18 protein-coding genes, 2 pseudogenes and 1 riboswitch are annotated in these 16,904 nt (G+C 44.4%); of the genes and pseudogenes, 17 read left to right on the forward strand and 3 right to left on the reverse strand.

What is annotated here, in order from left to right; all coding sequences use genetic code 11:
• The first annotated feature begins 69 nt into the window (after positions 1–69).
• Positions 70–627 carry a hypothetical protein gene (locus ACFODW_RS01090; RefSeq protein ID WP_390301638.1) on the forward strand — a complete coding sequence of 186 codons (558 nt, stop codon included), beginning with the start codon at positions 70–72 and terminating at the stop codon, positions 625–627.
• 93 nt (positions 628–720) lie between these two features.
• Positions 721–1,653 (forward strand): manganese-dependent inorganic pyrophosphatase, encoded by a 933-nt coding sequence (locus ACFODW_RS01095; RefSeq protein ID WP_390302077.1) that lies wholly within the window; start codon positions 721–723, stop codon positions 1,651–1,653.
• 226 nt (positions 1,654–1,879) lie between these two features.
• Here the strand turns inward: ACFODW_RS01095 and ACFODW_RS01100 are convergent, their stop codons facing one another.
• Positions 1,880–2,080 carry a cold-shock protein gene (locus ACFODW_RS01100; RefSeq protein WP_390301641.1) on the reverse strand — a complete coding sequence of 67 codons (201 nt, stop codon included), beginning with the start codon at positions 2,078–2,080 and terminating at the stop codon, positions 1,880–1,882.
• Positions 2,081–2,325: 245 nt separating this feature from the next.
• Between ACFODW_RS01100 and ACFODW_RS01105 the strand changes: the two genes are divergently transcribed.
• From ACFODW_RS01105 to queE, 9 genes are all read left to right on the forward strand, one after another.
• Positions 2,326–2,478 (forward strand): small acid-soluble spore protein P, encoded by a 153-nt coding sequence (locus ACFODW_RS01105; RefSeq protein ID WP_390301644.1) that lies wholly within the window; start codon positions 2,326–2,328, stop codon positions 2,476–2,478.
• A gap of 163 nt (positions 2,479–2,641) precedes the next feature.
• Positions 2,642–3,031, forward strand: a complete 390-nt coding sequence (mscL, locus tag ACFODW_RS01110) for a large conductance mechanosensitive channel protein MscL (RefSeq protein WP_390301647.1) — start codon at positions 2,642–2,644, stop codon at positions 3,029–3,031.
• Positions 3,032–3,145: 114 nt separating this feature from the next.
• Complete coding sequence (locus ACFODW_RS01115) at positions 3,146–3,697, forward strand: SLOG family protein (RefSeq protein WP_390301650.1); 552 nt, start codon at positions 3,146–3,148, stop codon at positions 3,695–3,697.
• Positions 3,698–3,843: 146 nt separating this feature from the next.
• Complete coding sequence (locus ACFODW_RS01120; protein ID WP_390301653.1) at positions 3,844–4,497, forward strand: SIMPL domain-containing protein; 654 nt, start codon at positions 3,844–3,846, stop codon at positions 4,495–4,497.
• Between the two features lie 114 nt (positions 4,498–4,611).
• Positions 4,612–5,118 (forward strand): GNAT family N-acetyltransferase, encoded by a 507-nt coding sequence (locus tag ACFODW_RS01125; protein ID WP_390301656.1) that lies wholly within the window; start codon positions 4,612–4,614, stop codon positions 5,116–5,118.
• A 42-nt stretch (positions 5,119–5,160) separates the two neighbouring features.
• Positions 5,161–5,634, forward strand: coding sequence for a hypothetical protein (locus ACFODW_RS01130; RefSeq protein WP_390301659.1), 474 nt, complete (start codon positions 5,161–5,163; stop codon positions 5,632–5,634).
• A 333-nt stretch (positions 5,635–5,967) separates the two neighbouring features.
• A riboswitch (PreQ1 riboswitch) is annotated at positions 5,968–6,014 on the forward strand.
• A 148-nt stretch (positions 6,015–6,162) separates the two neighbouring features.
• On the forward strand, positions 6,163–6,828 hold the full coding sequence (gene queC / locus ACFODW_RS01135; protein WP_390301663.1) for a 7-cyano-7-deazaguanine synthase QueC: 666 nt from the start codon (positions 6,163–6,165) through the stop codon (positions 6,826–6,828).
• The gene (locus tag ACFODW_RS01140) at positions 6,825–7,262 is read left to right on the forward strand and encodes a 6-pyruvoyl trahydropterin synthase family protein (protein ID WP_390301666.1); all 438 of its coding nucleotides are present in this window, start codon (positions 6,825–6,827) and stop codon (positions 7,260–7,262) included. The genes queC and ACFODW_RS01140 overlap by 4 nt, the downstream gene beginning before the upstream one ends.
• Positions 7,259–7,981: a 7-carboxy-7-deazaguanine synthase QueE gene (queE, locus tag ACFODW_RS01145; protein ID WP_390301669.1), complete on the forward strand. Its 723-nt coding sequence runs from the start codon at positions 7,259–7,261 to the stop codon at positions 7,979–7,981. Before ACFODW_RS01140 ends, queE begins: the two co-directional genes overlap by 4 nt.
• Positions 7,982–8,153: 172 nt before the next feature.
• Here queE and ACFODW_RS01150 read toward each other — a convergent pair.
• Positions 8,154–8,288: pseudogene (locus tag ACFODW_RS01150) on the reverse strand (hypothetical protein); the annotation flags it as partial.
• 542 nt (positions 8,289–8,830) lie between these two features.
• On the opposite strand from ACFODW_RS01150, the gene ACFODW_RS01155 reads away from it, so the two are divergent.
• Both ACFODW_RS01155 and ACFODW_RS01160 read left to right on the forward strand, forming a co-directional pair.
• The gene (locus tag ACFODW_RS01155; protein WP_390301672.1) at positions 8,831–9,838 is read left to right on the forward strand and encodes a DUF3231 family protein; all 1,008 of its coding nucleotides are present in this window, start codon (positions 8,831–8,833) and stop codon (positions 9,836–9,838) included.
• 7 nt (positions 9,839–9,845) lie between these two features.
• Positions 9,846–10,352, forward strand: a pseudogene (locus tag ACFODW_RS01160) (hypothetical protein).
• 66 nt (positions 10,353–10,418) lie between these two features.
• Here the strand turns inward: ACFODW_RS01160 and pdxR are convergent.
• Complete coding sequence (pdxR, locus tag ACFODW_RS01165; protein WP_390301675.1) at positions 10,419–11,798, reverse strand: MocR-like pyridoxine biosynthesis transcription factor PdxR; 1,380 nt, start codon at positions 11,796–11,798, stop codon at positions 10,419–10,421.
• A 126-nt stretch (positions 11,799–11,924) separates the two neighbouring features.
• Here pdxR and ACFODW_RS01170 point away from each other — a divergent pair, with 126 nt between their 5' ends.
• The 4 genes from ACFODW_RS01170 (at position 11,925) to ACFODW_RS01185 (ending at position 16,469) form a co-directional block, all read left to right on the forward strand.
• Positions 11,925–12,539 carry an FMN-binding negative transcriptional regulator gene (locus tag ACFODW_RS01170; protein ID WP_390302080.1) on the forward strand — a complete coding sequence of 205 codons (615 nt, stop codon included), beginning with the start codon at positions 11,925–11,927 and terminating at the stop codon, positions 12,537–12,539.
• A gap of 111 nt (positions 12,540–12,650) precedes the next feature.
• Complete coding sequence (locus ACFODW_RS01175; protein ID WP_390301678.1) at positions 12,651–13,778, forward strand: trans-sulfuration enzyme family protein; 1,128 nt, start codon at positions 12,651–12,653, stop codon at positions 13,776–13,778.
• A gap of 126 nt (positions 13,779–13,904) precedes the next feature.
• Positions 13,905–15,053, forward strand: a complete 1,149-nt coding sequence (locus ACFODW_RS01180; RefSeq protein ID WP_390301681.1) for an ArgE/DapE family deacylase — start codon at positions 13,905–13,907, stop codon at positions 15,051–15,053.
• A 207-nt stretch (positions 15,054–15,260) separates the two neighbouring features.
• Positions 15,261–16,469 carry a sialidase gene (locus tag ACFODW_RS01185; protein ID WP_390301684.1) on the forward strand — a complete coding sequence of 403 codons (1,209 nt, stop codon included), beginning with the start codon at positions 15,261–15,263 and terminating at the stop codon, positions 16,467–16,469.
• The last annotated feature ends 435 nt before the right edge of the window (positions 16,470–16,904 follow it).

The following is a 16,904-nucleotide window of genomic DNA, read 5'->3' on the forward strand; positions in this document are numbered from 1 at the left end:
TTGTCCGGCGGGAAGGAATTTTCTTAAGCAGTGAAGAAGTTTTTTTAGGAAGAGGGGGAGAACAGCTTGATGGCAAAAGTCATATCGAAAGTCGTCTTGGCAGCAGGGATAGTAACCATTATTACGGGGCTCGTCCTGGCTTATCAGATGGCCAAAACACAGGCGGGGATGCGTCCAGGCCCTAGTGAAACGGAATTTATGATCAATTGGCATGCCTTTTTCCAGTTTTTCCATCAGTTTTTCACCAATGGCATGATTCTGATCGGGCTGTCCGAGGGAATCCGGCTGCTCCAAGGCATATATGAAAAGAAATCCAGCGGTGTAATGCCCGTCTTTTATGGAAGAAAGGGGGCAAAAATACCTGGGGAGGAAGGCGAAAGCGAAGTCATGAATGATGCAGCATGGGAACCGGCGGAGGAGGATATCATAAAGATCTATGAGCTGTATCAAGGAGAAGCCATTCTTGAGTTGCTTCGATCTCCAGTACTGCATCATTGTGCCGTTAAGCTGCAAAGGGAGGAAGGGCCCGTGATGAAGGTAGTGGATGTCAGCGGCCCGGAGGCTAAGGAAACAGACAGCAGCGAGACAGAAAGCAGAGTAAGGGAATGGTACAGGAATTTAGCGTAGGAGGGGCAGGAGAGCCCGCTTCATTGTAGAGATTCCGGAGATGTGATAAAATTTCTTTAGTTGATAGAAGTACATAGGAGAGGGAGAATGAAGATGAGTAAAACGTTGATTTTCGGACACAAAAACCCGGACACAGACACAATTGCTTCAGCACTTGCCTATGCTGACCTGAAGAAACAATTGGGTGTAGAGGCAGTACCTGCGCGCTTGGGTGAAGTAAGCAAAGAGACCCAGCATGCACTGGATTACTTTGATGTACAGGCACCTGAGCTGATTGAGAAGGTGGGAGATGACGTAGACTCCGTCATTCTTGTCGACCACAATGAATTCCAGCAGAGTGTGGACAATATCCAGGACTTCAAGATTGCCGAAGTAGTGGACCATCACCGCATTTCCAATTTCGAGACAAAAGAGCCGCTCTATTTCCGTGCAGAGCCAGTCGGATGTACGGCAACCATCCTGAACAAAATGTTCAAGGAGAACAATGTGGAAGTATCCAAGCAAACAGCAGGCCTGCTCGTTTCCGCCATCATTTCCGATTCCCTGCTGCTGAAATCTCCGACATGTACACAGGAAGATGTGGACGCAGCCAAAGAACTCGCAGAAATTGCTGGAGTCGATTTGGAAACATACGGCCTGGAAATGCTGAAAGCCGGTGCCGATCTTGGCGACAAGTCCATCGTAGAACTATTGACCATGGATGCGAAGGAATTCTCCATGGGGGACGCCAAAGTGGAAATCGCCCAGGTGAACACCGTAGATGCCAGCACTGTCTATGAGAACCAGCAGGAACTGGAAAAAGAAATCAACAATATCATCGAAAAGAAAAACCTGGATCTCTTCTTATTCGTAGTAACAGACATCCTGGAGAACGATTCCGAAGTACTTGCCCTTGGACAAGGAAAGGATAAAGTGGAAGCTGCTTTCAATGTATCCCTGGATGAAAACAGCCGCTCCCTGTTAAAAGGAGTCGTGTCCCGTAAGAAACAGATCGTCACTGTACTGACAGAAGAATTCAAGAAGTAATATAGCAGGAAAAGCAGCCCTCTTTTGGAGGGCTGTTTTTTTTGGGTGTGGGGTGTGGCTGGGAGTGAAAGTGAGTGCGGGAATCGGCGGGAGGCAGGACTTATCGCTAGGAGTTAGAATATATCGCCCGAAGTACGCAGAAATCGCCCTCAAGGCCCAGGCGCGCTGCAATCAGCATAAAAAAAGCTATCCACCAGTGGTGGATAGCTTTTTGATCAAGTCAGTGTTACGCTTTTACAACGTTAGCTGCTTGTGGTCCGCGGTTACCTTCTTCGATATCGAAGTTAACTGTTTGACCTTCTTCCAAAGTTTTGAAACCTTCTTCTTGGATTGCTGAGAAGTGTACGAATACGTCGTCTCCGCCTTCAACTTCGATGAATCCAAAACCTTTTTCTGCGTTAAACCATTTTACTGAACCTGTGTTCATTGTTAAATTCCTCCATGTGCTCATTGGCACGTTTATTACTATTTCTGTTCTTTCACTTTCAAGATGGTACTGTTGTTAATCTGAGAAGAAATCTTGTATTGCTTCCGAACATCAATAATTAATTATAGTATAACACAGACTCCAAAAAATATATACTCTTTTTATAAAAAATCCATTTCTTTTTCCGGATAAATTTTTTAGCCATTCAAATGCTATATATAACAAGCTGAAGGAGGAATTGAGTGATGAGCGGAAAACCGAAAGGGCCGAAGCAGAAAAAGAATCCTGATCTGCCACAAAGCCCGCAACAGCCGTATGGCGAGCCGCTGCAGGGCTCCAAAAAAGTGAAGCAGAAAAATCATTCCAGGCAGAATCATAACCCGCATCATGGCCTATAGTATAGAAGGGAAGACAGTCACACGGCTGTCTTTTTTATGTATGAAGTAGTATAGCATTATTCGTGCTGCAGTGAAATTTTGCCCTTATGTTGGGAGGGCTGTACACCTCCATATCTCCGTATTATGATAAAAGCAGCCAATTGCTCAAGAGGAGGTAAGTGCTTTGTGGAATGATTTCAAGGAATTCGCGTTCAAGGGAAATGTGGTCGACCTCGCTGTAGCAGTAGTGATTGGTGCTGCTTTTGGCGCGATTGTTACTTCATTGGTAGAAAATATCATTACCCCGGCGGTCGGCATTCTGCTGGGCGGTGTGGATTTCACCAGATGGTCGGTTACCGTGGGGAATTCGGAAATCCTTTATGGGAACTTTTTGCAGTCGGTCTTTGATTTCATCGTCATTTCTTTTTCTATTTTCTTAATCATCCGTCTGCTGATGAAGTTCAAGCGGAAAAAGGAGGAAGAAGAGGTGGAAGAGGAAGAAGCGGATGTGCGGGAAGAGCTGCTGACGGAAATTAGGGATTTGCTGAAGGAACAGAACCGGAAGTTGAAATAAGTCATCAACTCAGTTGGTGTAGAACATTGGCAAATCCGATCTGTCATTGTTAACGTTAAAAGTATACCGGCGGAGGAATGCCGGTTTTTTACCATGAAAAAAGGTGGAAGGAATATGAGGATACTGGCTGTTACGGGTTATAAACCGATGGAATTGAATATTTTTAAAGAAGATGACCCGCGTATTTCCTTTATCAAGGCCGCTTTCGAGAAGAGATTGACCGGCTTGATGGGAGAGGGGCTTGAGTGGGTGCTGATCTCCGGCCAGATGGGAGTGGAGATGTGGACGGCGGAAGTGGTGCTCGATCTCAAGGAGGAATATGATATCCGTTTGGGGATTTTTCCGCCATTTGAGAATCAGGAATCCCGCTGGCCTGAGCCATTGCAGGAGAAATACCAGGAATTGATGATGGTCGCCGATTTTTACCAACCCATCTATAAAGGGGAGTACAAAGGGGCATATCAATTTAAGGCTAAAAATATGTGGCTTGCCGATAAAAGTGATGCCTGTTTACTATTAATGGATGAAGAGTTCCCGGGAAGCACCCGTTTTTTCCATGCGGCAGCAAAGGAGAAGGAGAACTATCCCATTTACACCATCACTCCGGCTGACCTCGATGACATTGTGGAAGAAATGCGGATGTCCGACCCGGATTATTGGGGGTAGCCTGACTCCTTCCTGGTAGGATAGAGCCCTGGTCGGAAACGGGGAATATGCACGGGGCAGCAAGTGATAAAATAGGCTATGGAAAATAATCCGCTCGATACAGGCATATACATATATAAATATTTCAATGGAAAGGCGGAATGGTCTTGAATTACTATCCTGTGCAGTACAGGCAGCCGGCCGGTCTGAGGCGGATCATTACGGTTGTCGGAAAAGGAAGTGTATCGGCATCCCCAGATGCAGCCAGGATCCAGCTGGGGGTTGTAACGGAAGATGAGTTGCTTGCCCAGGCCCAGCAAGAGAACAGTTCGCGGATGAACCAGGTTATTGGAACACTGAGGAATCAAGGAGTGGCTGCTGAAAATATCCGGACGACTGCCTACCGGATTGAACCAAGATATGATTATGTGGACGGGTCACAGGTGTTCAGGGGATATGAGGTCTACCATGAAATTACCGTGACAGTAACAGATATCGGACAGGCGGGTGCGCTGATCGATGCAGCGGTCCAGAGCGGTGCCAATCGTGTGGTCGGAATTCGGTTGATCCTCCGCGACCAGGAGGCAGTATACCAGCAGGCACTCCAATCGGCCTTGAGCAATGCGGTATCCAAGGCGGTTGCTCTGGCGGGGACCATGCAGGTCTCCATCGATACGACACCTATCAACATTACCGAGCAGTCCGTCCAAGCTGTCCAGCCCTATGCGGCATTCACACTGGCTGAGGAGGCTGCGGTGACACCGATTGAGCCTGGACAGCTCACCATTACAGCAGAAATCGAGGCGGAATTCGCCTATTGATCAAAGCAGCGGACATTCCGCTGCTTTTTTTAAAAGGATGAATGGGAGCATCAGGGGAATATAAATGTTATAATAATTTAAAATATTTCCATCAATGGCAAAGAGGGGGATGACATGGATTTTGAAATCCGGCGGGCGAGGAAAAAGGATATCAAACATGTACAGCAGGTGGCTGTGAAGAGTTGGAAAGAGACCTATAGAGGAATCATTCCGCCAGAGATCCAGGAGAAATTTCTGCAGAATGCCTATAGTGACAGGTCCATGAAAAAGCGTCTGAAACATACACATATCTTTGTCGCTGAAGCGGGTGACCGGATTGTCGGCTTTGCGAACTTTTCCCAGGTGAAGGAGAATGGAAAGGTGGAACTGGGAGCCATCTATCTCTATCCGGATTATCAAGGAAATGGAATCGGCACTGCTCTGCTGTATGAAGGAGTAGATCATCTCGGAGGCGTGGAGGAGGTCCACTTGAATGTGGAGAAGCAGAATGAAATCGGCAAGAGATTTTATCATGCCAAGGGGTTTGAGGCGGTTTCGGAATTCAAGGATAATTTTGACGGGCACACCCTGAATACCATTCAAATGGTCTTGAAAATCAAGGATGCGGCAGGCACGGCGTAGGTCTTTGGGAAAGATAAACTGCGGTTGCGGAGGAGGAGCAGCATGTGCTATGAGGGAAGGATTTCTGCATGGTCAGGAACTTTGCTAGTAATTGCAGGGATGATTTCCATCAATTTATCGATCTATGCATTACTAGCCTTTATCCCGGTATACTTAGTTTGTTGCAGCCTGAAATGGCAGATCCGGATGGAGGATGAAGCATTTCATGTACGGGTATTGTTGTTCGGCCAAAGAGTCTACCGGAAAATATACCGTCCGGATGAAGTCGTGGCAGTGAAATTCCTGCGCATCGGCTGGGCGAAGAAGGCAGCCAGGATCAAGTTGAAGCAGGGGCTGCCGATCAGGATAGAGAACTTCCGGCCGTCCGGCATATTCCGGGAGTTGGCCGATTATGCTGCCCGCCATGGAATTGCCGTGCATAAGACCAGGGACTACAGCGTGCTGGAGAGAATGGACCGTACACGGAAGCGAACCGGGACAGCAGATGGGGGAACCAGCCCGGTGGATGGAAGGTAGTTTAAAAAACTTCTCCAAGAGGAAGGATATATATAACCTTTTGTATGGGAGGAGAAATCCATGGGGCGTTTGATTCGCAGATTGGTAAAATACGGACCGGTGATTTATCCGGTTGTACGTAAATTTTTAAATAAACGGAAACAGCGGAATATGACGAACAGCGGGCGATAGAATCCACTTCCGGGTGAAAAACCCGGGAGTTTTTTCATGGATGTGAAGGTTTATGCTAGTAGGATTAGCCATGTCCTCTGTCCATCCAAGGATAAAACTGTTACGGTAAACAGTCCGGTTGTGTTAGAATTAGTTGAAAACAGAAAAAGAAGTCTGCTTGATGCAGGAGAGGTTCGCAATTCCATCCCTCTATAAAAAACTAAGGAGACAAACAACACTGCCTTCTTTGTGTTGTTTTTTTAGTGGGAAAATGCTTGCTTCTCTTTCTATTGAACAAGAGGCTGTTTTGATGTGAAGTCTACTCCGAGGGTGACCTGATCAATAAAAACAGCCTGAAGAAAAGAGGAGGAAATGAACATGAATAATAAAAAGGCGATTGTTGTATTCAGCGGCGGGCAGGACAGTACGACCTGTCTGTTTTGGGCGCTTAAAAAATTCGATGAAGTGGAAGCAGTGACTTTTCAATATGGCCAACGGCATAGCGAAGAGCTGGATTGTGCAAGAGAAATCTGTCAGAAGCTCCAGGTGCCGCATCATGAATTGGATATGTCGTTATTGAACCAGCTGGCCCCGAATGCGTTGACACGCAAAGATATGGACATTACGGAGGGGGAAGACGGCCTTCCTTCCACCTTTGTGCCGGGAAGGAATCTGCTGTTTCTTTCCTTCGCAGGTGTGCTGGCAAAACAGGTGAATGCTGCCCATTTGATTACCGGAGTATGTGAGACCGACTTCAGCGGCTACCCGGACTGCCGGGATGTTTTCGTGAAATCGCTGAATGTGACGCTCAACCTTTCAATGAATGAGGACTTTGTGATCCATACACCGCTAATGTGGCTCGATAAAGCCGGAGTATGGGAACTGAGCGACCAATTGGATGCTTTCGAGTTTGTAAAAGAGCATACGTTGACGTGCTATAACGGTGTGAAAGGAAGCGGCTGCGGCGAATGCCCTGCCTGCAAGCTGCGCCAAAGAGGGCTGGAGCAGTATGAAGCACAGAAGGCCGGGGTGCATACAGAATGATGCAGCAAATATACCCGCCGGCAGTCCATGGCTATTCGTTTGAAATCAATAAAGACTTCCATTTCGCTGCCGCCCACTATGTACCGCATGAAGATGCGGGGAAGTGCAGTGTGCAGCACGGCCATACGTACTTCACCAACATCACGGTGGCAGGAGATGAATTGGATCATACCGGCTTCCTGGTCAACTTCAAAAAGGTAAAAGATCTGATTCATAAACGCTTTGACCATACGACCTTGAATGAGGATGCATCTTTTTCAGATGAAGATGCAGAGTTCTTTCCGACCACAGAGGTAGTGGCACGGACCATCTGGGAAATCGTACAGGAATATCTGGATACCCTCCCGAATAAGCCTGCATGTGTCCAGGTTTACTTGCGGGAAACACCGACAAGCTATTGTATTTATAGGCCAAAGGAGGGGGATCGGATATGACGATACCTGTGATGGAAATATTCGGGCCGACTATTCAGGGGGAAGGAATGGTGATTGGCAGGAAGACCATGTTTGTACGGACGGCAGGCTGTGACTATTCCTGTTCCTGGTGTGACTCCAAATTCACATGGGATGGCTCGGAGAAGGACGCCATCAGGAAAATGGAACCGGCGGAGATTGTGGATGCCTTGAAGCAGGAGGGCGGCGAACATTTCGGCCATGTCACCATTTCCGGAGGGAATCCTGCACTGCTGGCAAGGCTGGATGGGCTGATCGATCTGCTGCATGCGGACGGAATCAAGGTGGCACTGGAAACACAGGGAAGCAGATGGCAGGAGTGGTTTACGAAAATTGATGATCTGACGCTGTCACCGAAGCCGCCGAGCTCCGGCATGAAAACAAACTTTTCCGTGCTCGACTTCATTATCGAATCACTGCAGCTTAAGCAGGAAGGCAGCTTCAGCCTAAAGGTGGTCATTTTTGACGAGGACGATCTGGTTTATGCGCAGGAGATCCATCAACGCTATCCGCAAGTGGAACTGTTTCTCCAGGTTGGCAATGATGATTTGGAAACCACCGATGAGAAAGAGTTTCTGCCATATTCATTGCGCCGGTATGAACAGCTGATTGACCGGGTCATGGAGAATGACATTCTGAAAGATGTAAGGGTGCTTCCGCAGCTGCATACGTATCTGTGGGGGAATAAGCGCGGCGTTTAGAGAGGCGTGCAGACATGGAAACTTACGGGGCGAGGCCTGAGCGGAGGTCGCCCCCCGCGGAAATATGCTTCGCTTTCCGCTGGCGGCTGGTGAGCCTCCTTGTGCTTAGCGATTGCGGGTCTCGCCTAGGCCTTTCCTCCCGCAGGAGTCTCCGCATATTTCCTCCGCTGATTCAGTTCATTGTTCGCGTTTTTTTTGAGTAAAATAATTTAGTTCTGTCCAGATGTTGGCTGGTAACTGGCGTAATTATGACATCCTCATCCAAATCATTTCCGACAATAATAACAGGGCGCTGTTTAGTTTGACGATTTCCTTTTAAAGGACATCTGCCAACTAAACGTCGCCCTGTTTCATTTTACTATTAGTTGTAGATGCCATTCTCCTCACTATCCCAAGAATAATTTTCACTTAGTAAAATAACATCCCTAGACATATATTTTTCTTTAATTTTATCAAGTACCTTTTGCCTATCTTCCTCATTCAACATATCAATTTCCTTGATGATTTTAATAGACGTATCAGCACATCCATTAGTTTATACCCTTATTAAGCTTATATTCGACTAACATATAATGTTCAAATTAAAATCTATTGTTCTATTTCCGTATTCAAAATTTCCCCATTAAACAACTTTCTATAAAAATACAGACGTTTAAAATTTCCAGATTATTAACAAGTTTCCCCTGCTAAGAAAGGACGAGATTTTATTACAGATTTGCATCCTTTAGTTCAAGTGTTATATTTCGAAATTTCGCTCAAAAAACCATCATTCTTTTTACTACGACGTTACACGTAATGCCTAATAAAAAGATAAAGAAATGGAAATCATATTCGGATGAGGTGATTAAAATGGATAAAGAGGAGTTAAAACTCACATCGTCTGAAATAGGAACATTATGGGGGGAATATGTAAATGGTACAGCCATTGATACTGTAAATAGATATATGCTGTCCATTATAGAAGATGAAAAGATAAAACTGCTATTCGAAGATGCAATCAAGATATTTGATAAACAAAAAAGCCAAATAAGACAATTCATTGAGAACGAAGGATTCCCAGTACCCATCGGGTTTTCTGAATCAGATCTTAACAAAGGGACCCAAAGGTTATTTTCTGATATATTCTGTTTGCACTACCTCCATATTATGACACTACATGGTTTACTGGGGCACACTACATCACTTAGTTCTTCTGTCAGAAAGGACTTGAGGCACTTTTATGATTCAGGTAGTAATGACGGGATGAATATGTATCATCGAACTACTGAATTACTACTCGAAAAAGGGCACTTTCAAAGAGACCCCTACTTTTACCCTGAAGAAAATCCTGAGTTTGTATCTGGACAGCAGTTTATAGATGGTTATTTTGGAGATAAGCGTCCTTTAGCATCAACAGAAATTATTGCCCTATCACTTAATTTGAAAAAGAAAATAATGGAAAAGTCACTTTCCATTGCATTTAGTCAAGTAACGCAATCAACAGAGGTTAGAAAATTTTTAGAGAGCACAAAGAAAACTGCTGACCAGCAAATTCAAACAGTAAGTAAAATACTAAAAGGGGATAATTTGCCTGTCCCCATGTCTTGGGAATCCGAGATTACAACCTCCCAGGACTCCCCCCTTTCAGATAAGTTAATGTTGTATCAGATTGGATTCCTATTACAATCTGGACAAGCTTATCATGGTGCAGGTCTTGCATCTGCCATGCGAACGGATCTAGTGACGACTTATGAGAAAATAATACTAAAAAATATCATGGTAACAAAAGAATGGTTCAATTTAATGACCAAAAATCAATGGTTGGAACAACCGCCACTTGCTCCAAATAGAAAAGACCTTGCTAGAGACAAAAAATGAGCTAGGTATGGATAATGAGCAAAATGTATTGGAAAAACTAATGTGGAGCATCGCCCTTCCCGGATTTGGTCAGTTGTTTTAAAGGTACCACTGTATTGATACTTGAAATGCTAATTAATATACAAGCAAATTTTAATCGTATCATACTTCTAAGCTTTCATGGGAAAATTGATGATGCAATAAATAACGCGGGTTATGATTGGTTATGTTTTATCCTTGTTTATATTTTTTTGCTATGTGGGATGTAGTGAAAGATGCAGGGGGAGGGAAAGAACCATATTCTTTTCTCCCTTATGTGTTCTCTGCATATTTTGTAATTGTTGGATTAATGCCTTCCTCAAAACTAACACTATTTGGTGTATTATTAGGTCCTGTTTGGCTCCCAATATTGTTTGTTTTTCCCGGTCTTTTGCCACAAAAAACAAGAATCACTGTCACGCCCACTCATTGCCTTTGTGGCGATTCTATCCTCAATATAAATAACGAATATTTTTTTCCCTGTAGGATTTTTTAGTCAATTAGGTTCTAACGTTGAAATTGCTGAAGGACATCCTTGAATAAATTAACAAAAAAGCTACTTTTATAACCACGCTTTCCTTAAAAGATTTACACCAAGTTCGATTTCATCATAAGAAAGACCGCTAAACCCCAGTTTAATCATTGGTCTATCCGGATGGTTTCTTATGAAATAGATGGAAGTTGGCCGTACTTTTACACCATAAAGCAATGCTTGCTCGATTAGCCATTCTTCTGAGCAATCCAGATTTACTTTAATTAGTATGTATAAACCGGACTGTTCGCCAATAATGGATATACTTTGGCCAAAATGTGTTTTCAATAATGATACGAGGTGTTCCATTTTTCGTTTATAAACAAGGCGCATTCGCTTAATGTGCCGATTCCATTCCCCATTTTCCATAAATCCAGCCATTGTCAATTGGCTGAAAAGGGAAGTGGAGCTTTCAAAGTTCTTGAACTGATTTTTATAACGGTATAAAAGCTGCTTAGGCAACACCATATAGCTTAAACGTAGTCCCGGGAGAAAAGATTTTGAGAAATTTCCCAGATAGATGACCCTTGTTGAATCAATAGAAGCGAGCGCTGGAAACGGCCGTTGCGAATATCGGAACTCACTATCATAATCGTCTTCGATAATGTATCCCTGTACCTTGTTTGCCCACCGGATGAGCGTTTGCCGTTGTTGAATGGACATGCTTGCACCGTACGGACTGTGGTGAGAAGGTGTTACATAGATTAAGGCTGAATCCATATGTCTAAGTTGCGAAAGATCTGCACCTTCTGCATTAACTGGCAAATATTCAAGCGAAAAGTGATGGAATTGAAAAGCTTCCCTGGCGCCATCGAACCCTGGATCTTCTACGATAATACTTGAATAATCTTCCTGTAGTATATGGCCTAGACTAATCAGCATTTGTTGTGTACTGCTGCCGATAATAATGGCATCTGCATCTGTTCTTACCCCACGTGATTGGAGTAAGTATGCGGCAATTTGTTCGCGCAGGCTCATCTCTCCAAAAGGTTCTCCATACCGAAAGCTCTCAGGTAACGTTAAGACCTGATTCGCTATTCGCCTCCATATTTTTAAAGGGAAATGGGATTGATCAACAGCATCTGTCCTAAAATCGACACGAACGGACTCTTTCTTTCTCAGCCTCTTTTTGTCAGGGAGGATTGGTGATTCCTGGTATAAAGATGGCTCTAATGGATTGGCAAAATAACCTTTTCGTCCTTCTCCGTGTATATAACCCTCCGCTACCAGTTGGTTATACGCCATTAGGGTTGTATTGCGGCTTACGTGAAGAGAATCAGCAAGTTGCCGAATGGAGGGCAGTTGTTCATCAGCTTTCACATCGCCCTGTTCAATAAATGATTTAAACTGCTCGTAGATTTGTTTGTATTTGGGAGAGCTTTCGTCTAAGGCAAAAAGATAATTTTTCATATATGTCTCTCCTGACATGTTTGATTGTTTTAAACTGTATCTTTTTAAATGTCAGCTTATATCATACTATATTTTATAGGAGTCATAAAATTTTTCAAACACGAAGTTAGATGAGGAGTGATGATGATCTATATTCCAAAGCACTTTGAAATCAAAGATGAAAAAGCAATTTATGAGATTATTGAGGAAAACAGCTTTGCTACGCTATTTTCCCAACATCAGGGTCATCCGGATGCGACCCACCTTCCTTTGATTTTGGATAAAGAAAAAAGATATTTGTACGGTCACTTTGCAAAACCGAATAAGCAGTGGAAAGATATAGAAGAACAGGAGGTACTTGCCGTTTTTCAGGGGCCGCATAGTTATATATCGTCTTCCTGGTATGAGACAGATCAAGCCGTTCCCACATGGAATTACATAGCTGCACATGTATACGGAAAGGTTGAGATCATAGACGGGAAACAAATGATGGATTCCCTTCATCATATGGTATTGAAATATGAAGGCCCAAATAGTTCCTATCAATGGGACCAATTGGATGCCCAATTTTTAGAAGGGCAGGCAAAAGGCATTGTTGGATTCAAAATCAAAATCGATAAAATCGAGGGACAGGCAAAGTTGAGTCAACATCATTCCCCTGAGCGGTTAGAGCTTGTTATTTCACAACTTGAACAATCCACAAGTGAGGATGAGAGGGAAATTGCATCTCATATGAAAACAATTCTTAGAAAGAAAACTTGAAGGTATACAAGTACTCTTTGATGAACAAAACCTAGTGAACTACCTCAACTGAAGCAAACAGGGCTCATGGATAACACATCAGACAATAATCTTTGAAAGCGAGGAATATATATGCGTTTTGAAACAAAAGCCATTCACTCCGGGCGTTCGATTGACAAATCAACGAGCTCGGTCACCATGCCGATCCATCTCTCAACGACATTCGAACGGGCTGCAGATGGCTCCTATCCAAATGAATTCGTATATGGCCGTGAAAGTAATCCCAATCGTCGTGCTCTGGAGGACTGCCTCACATCACTCGAGGGTGGGTATGATTGCGTCACTTTCGCTTCAGGGATGGCAGCGATCACTTCAGTAATCGAGGCACTTCCTTCGGATAAACCTCGTCAGGTTATTATGCCCAACGATATGTATTTTGGTATTCGTTCCCTTCTTTCGGAAACGGATATTGGATCAAAGTTTGACATGGTAATTGTTGACATGACAGATCTTCAAGAGGTGGAGGAAGCGATAAAAAGTGCCCCAACCGGTCTGGTTTGGATGGAGACGCCGTCTAATCCACTACTGAAAGTCAACGATATTGAAGCTGTTACCAAGATAGCACAAGAGGCCGGGGCTTATACCGTTGTTGATAATACGTGGGCAACTCCAGTTCTCCAGCGTCCTCTCACTCTTGGAGTTGATTTTTCGATCCATTCTGTGACGAAATATATAGGAGGTCATAGTGATTTAATGATTGGTGCAGTTGTCGCAAAATCAGATAGTCCTATGTTGACCAATCTACGAGCCTGGCAACATTCTAAAGGTGCTGTGCCTTCTCCTTTCGACTGTTGGCTTGCACTGCGCGGCGTACAGTCACTTGCCCCTCGTATGATAACCCATTGCGCAAATGCATCGGAAATTGCAGATTTTCTGGCTGATCATCCGAATGTCGAAGCCGTTCATTATCCTGGCCTATCCGACCATCCAGGACATCATATTGCAGCACGGCAGATGAGCTCATTCGGTAGCATGTTGTCCTTTCAGGTGAAAGGCGGTCAACGTGAAGCGATGGATGTGGCTGCAAAAGTACAATTGTTCACCCGTGCTACAAGTCTGGGTGGAACGCACAGTTTCATTGAGCACCGTGCTTCCGTAGAAGGAAGTAAAACGATGGCTCCGCCTAATCTCCTGCGCCTGTCAATCGGGCTCGAGCATGTGGATGATCTAAAGGAAGATTTATCTCAGGCGCTGGAATAAGTATTTTAGCTGCCAACTAAGGAAGGCCTTACAACTAGCCCCTCTATATAGGAAGGAGTATAATATTCCCTGCAGTGGTCAACATATGAATGGACTTTTCGGTTACCTATACTGGAGGGATTTGGTATGAAACATTTTTCAGAAGAAGAAAAAATAGCAATCTTATCTGATATTATTGCGATTAAATCTATTAATGAAAACGAAATCGAAGTGGCAAATTATTTGAAAGATTTATTTGCTGAATACGGCATCGAATCTAAAATTGTTCCGGTTACAGACACTCGTGTCAACTTAGTGGCTGAAATTGGAAGCGGTAGTCCAGTTGTTGGTGTTTCTGGTCATATGGATGTCGTTTCTCCCGGTGAGGAAAGCGAGTGGACTTCAGATCCGTTCACATTGACAGAACGAGACGGGAAATTATACGGGCGGGGAACAAATGACATGAAAGCAGGTTTAGTAAACCTTGCTTTAGTGATGATTGAACTCAAAGAAAATAATGAACTGAAGAATGGTACGGTCCGTTTTATGGCAACGACTGGTGAAGAAGTCGGTGGGGCAGGTTCTAAAAAGCTGTACGAAGAAGGCTATATGGATGATGTAGATTATCTATGGGTAGCTGAACCATCTCATGACACGATTATTTACTCTCACAAAGGATCACTTAACTTGCGTGTCACCTCTATTGGGGAAGCAGCACACAGTTCCATGCCTGACCAAGGCTATAACGCGATCAATCCACTCATGGAATATTTATTAGAAGTGGACGAAAAATTGAACGGCGATGACCGTAAAAATGACGTGCTGGATCAATTGGTGATGAGCACAACTATTTTTAATGCGGGGAACCAAGTAAACTCCGTTCCAGCAAAAGCAGCAGCTGAAATAAACGTGCGGACCATTCCGGAATTTGACAACGAAGAAGTGATTGACTTATTCCACACAACAGCTGACAAATACAATAAAGAAGGCTCCGATATTAATGTGGAGGTGACCATGTCGTTGCCGAGTGTCTTCACTTCCGGGCAGTCTGACATGGTGGATCTTGCCAAAGAACTCGGTAAAAAACATCTGGATTTGGAAATTTCCGTTAAAGGTTCGCCAGGGGTGACGGATGGGTCAAACTTATTGCGAGGTAAAGAGGAAGACTTTCCATTCATGATGTTTGGTCCAGGCGAAACAAAAATGGCACACAAAACAGATGAATATGTATACAAAGATTACTACTTTGCATTCTTCGATATCTATAAAGAGTTAATTTTAGGGTTAACGAAATAAGATGAGGTTTTTAAACAATAAAGGGATGGCTGCCATAGTTGGCGGTTATCTCTTTTTTTGGGTTTATTCAACCGCTTAATCTTTCTGCAATATGAATTTTCCCTACTCCTTCAGCGCTCGTGCTGGAAACAGAAGACTGTAGGATAAGCACCCATTATCACTTCCCTTTTCCTGTGCATAGGCTAGAGAAAAAGTGGAGGTATCATTATGTATAACCACCCGTATTATTATTATCCAGTACCAATGCCTATCCCTGTTCATCCATATGTTCCGTCTCAAGATATGCGTCAGCAAGTGAATGCCCAGCAAATTATGCAGCGAATTCGTTCAGAACATAGCAATTTATATTCCCAGCTACAACAAGCAGGAATGAATAGACAGATTGCTGATTATGCATTTTTCTTTATTGTCAATTACACAATTAACCAGGCGAACCCTAATCAATCGGCAGCTCAGGTTTATCAGCAATTTCAAAGGCAGGTACCGTGGTTTACCTTGCTGTTTACTCAACTCAACGTACCAAGGAATGTGATGGACCGTGTGTTAACTCGAGTCATTGAAATTACATTGGAAATAATTCGGGAAGGAGCACCTGGCCCTGATGGGGATTGGCAAGGCTGGGAAAGTCTAGGTGGGGTACTAACATCAGCCCCTGCTGTTTCCTCTTGGCAAAATAACCGACTCGATGTATTCGCCCGCGGTACAGACAATGCACTTTATCATATTTGGTGGGATGGCAACAGATGGAGTGGGTGGGAAAGCCTTGGTGGTGTGCTAACGTCCCCTCCAGCAGCTGTTTCTTGGGGGCCGAATCGAATTGATGTGTTTGTTCGTGGTACCGATAATGCGCTTTATCATAAATGGTGGGACGGCGCCAGGTGGAGTGAGTGGGAAAGCCTTGGCGGGGTTCTGACGAGTGGTCCGGCAGCCTCTTCTCGCAGAAATAACCAGATTGATGTCTTTGTCAGAGGCACTGGGAACCGGCTTTATAAACGAACATGGAACGGTTCCCGCTGGGAGGAGTGGGAAGACCTTGGTGGCACATTGACTTCAGAACCGGCGGCTGTTTCTTGGGGGCCGAACCGAATCGATGTATTTGCCAGGGGACAGAACAACAATCTTATCCATCGATGGTGGAATGGGAGGACATGGAGTGAATGGGAAAACCTGGGTGGCACCTTGACAAGTGCTCCGGCGGTATCTTCTAGACGTCCAAACCGCTTGGAGGTCTTTGCAAGAGGCACTGGAAACCGACTGTACCGGAGAGAATGGAATGGTACCCGCTGGGGAGGATGGCAAAATATCGGAGGCAGCTTAACTTCAGCACCTGCCGCTGTTTCCTGGGGGCCAAACCGTACCGATGTGTTTGCTAGAGGAGTTAACCAAGACCTTATCCATTTATGGCAAGGGCGGTAATTGTTAAACAGAGAAGATTTGAGTGCGAACTCTTTTTAACTATTTGTATGGGCAAGTAAACAAGGGTGCAGGCGCAGATCATAAACGACCTGCGCCTGCGTCCCGTTAATTTTCCTATTTTATTAACTCAAAATCACCATTCTCCTATTAGTAGAATCAAAAAGCAACAATTTATCCTAAGATAAACTCGAGCTTACTGGGGAATTTGATTAGCGGAGATACACCACTCCGGAAATACACTTCGCTTTCCGCGGGCGGCTGGTGAGCCTCCTCGTGCTAACGCACTGTGGGGTCTCACCTATGCCTTTCCTCCCGCTGGAGTCTACGTGTATTACCTCCGCTAGTTTAGATTATTGTTCTTGTATAGAGTTAAACGTTTAGATATGTCCCAACCTCTTTCCTCGGTATAACCAAGATTATCAGTATTTCAGCATG

This window comes from Virgibacillus sediminis (assembly GCF_042643265.1).
Lineage (GTDB): Bacteria > Bacillota > Bacilli > Bacillales > Amphibacillaceae > Virgibacillus_O > Virgibacillus_O sediminis.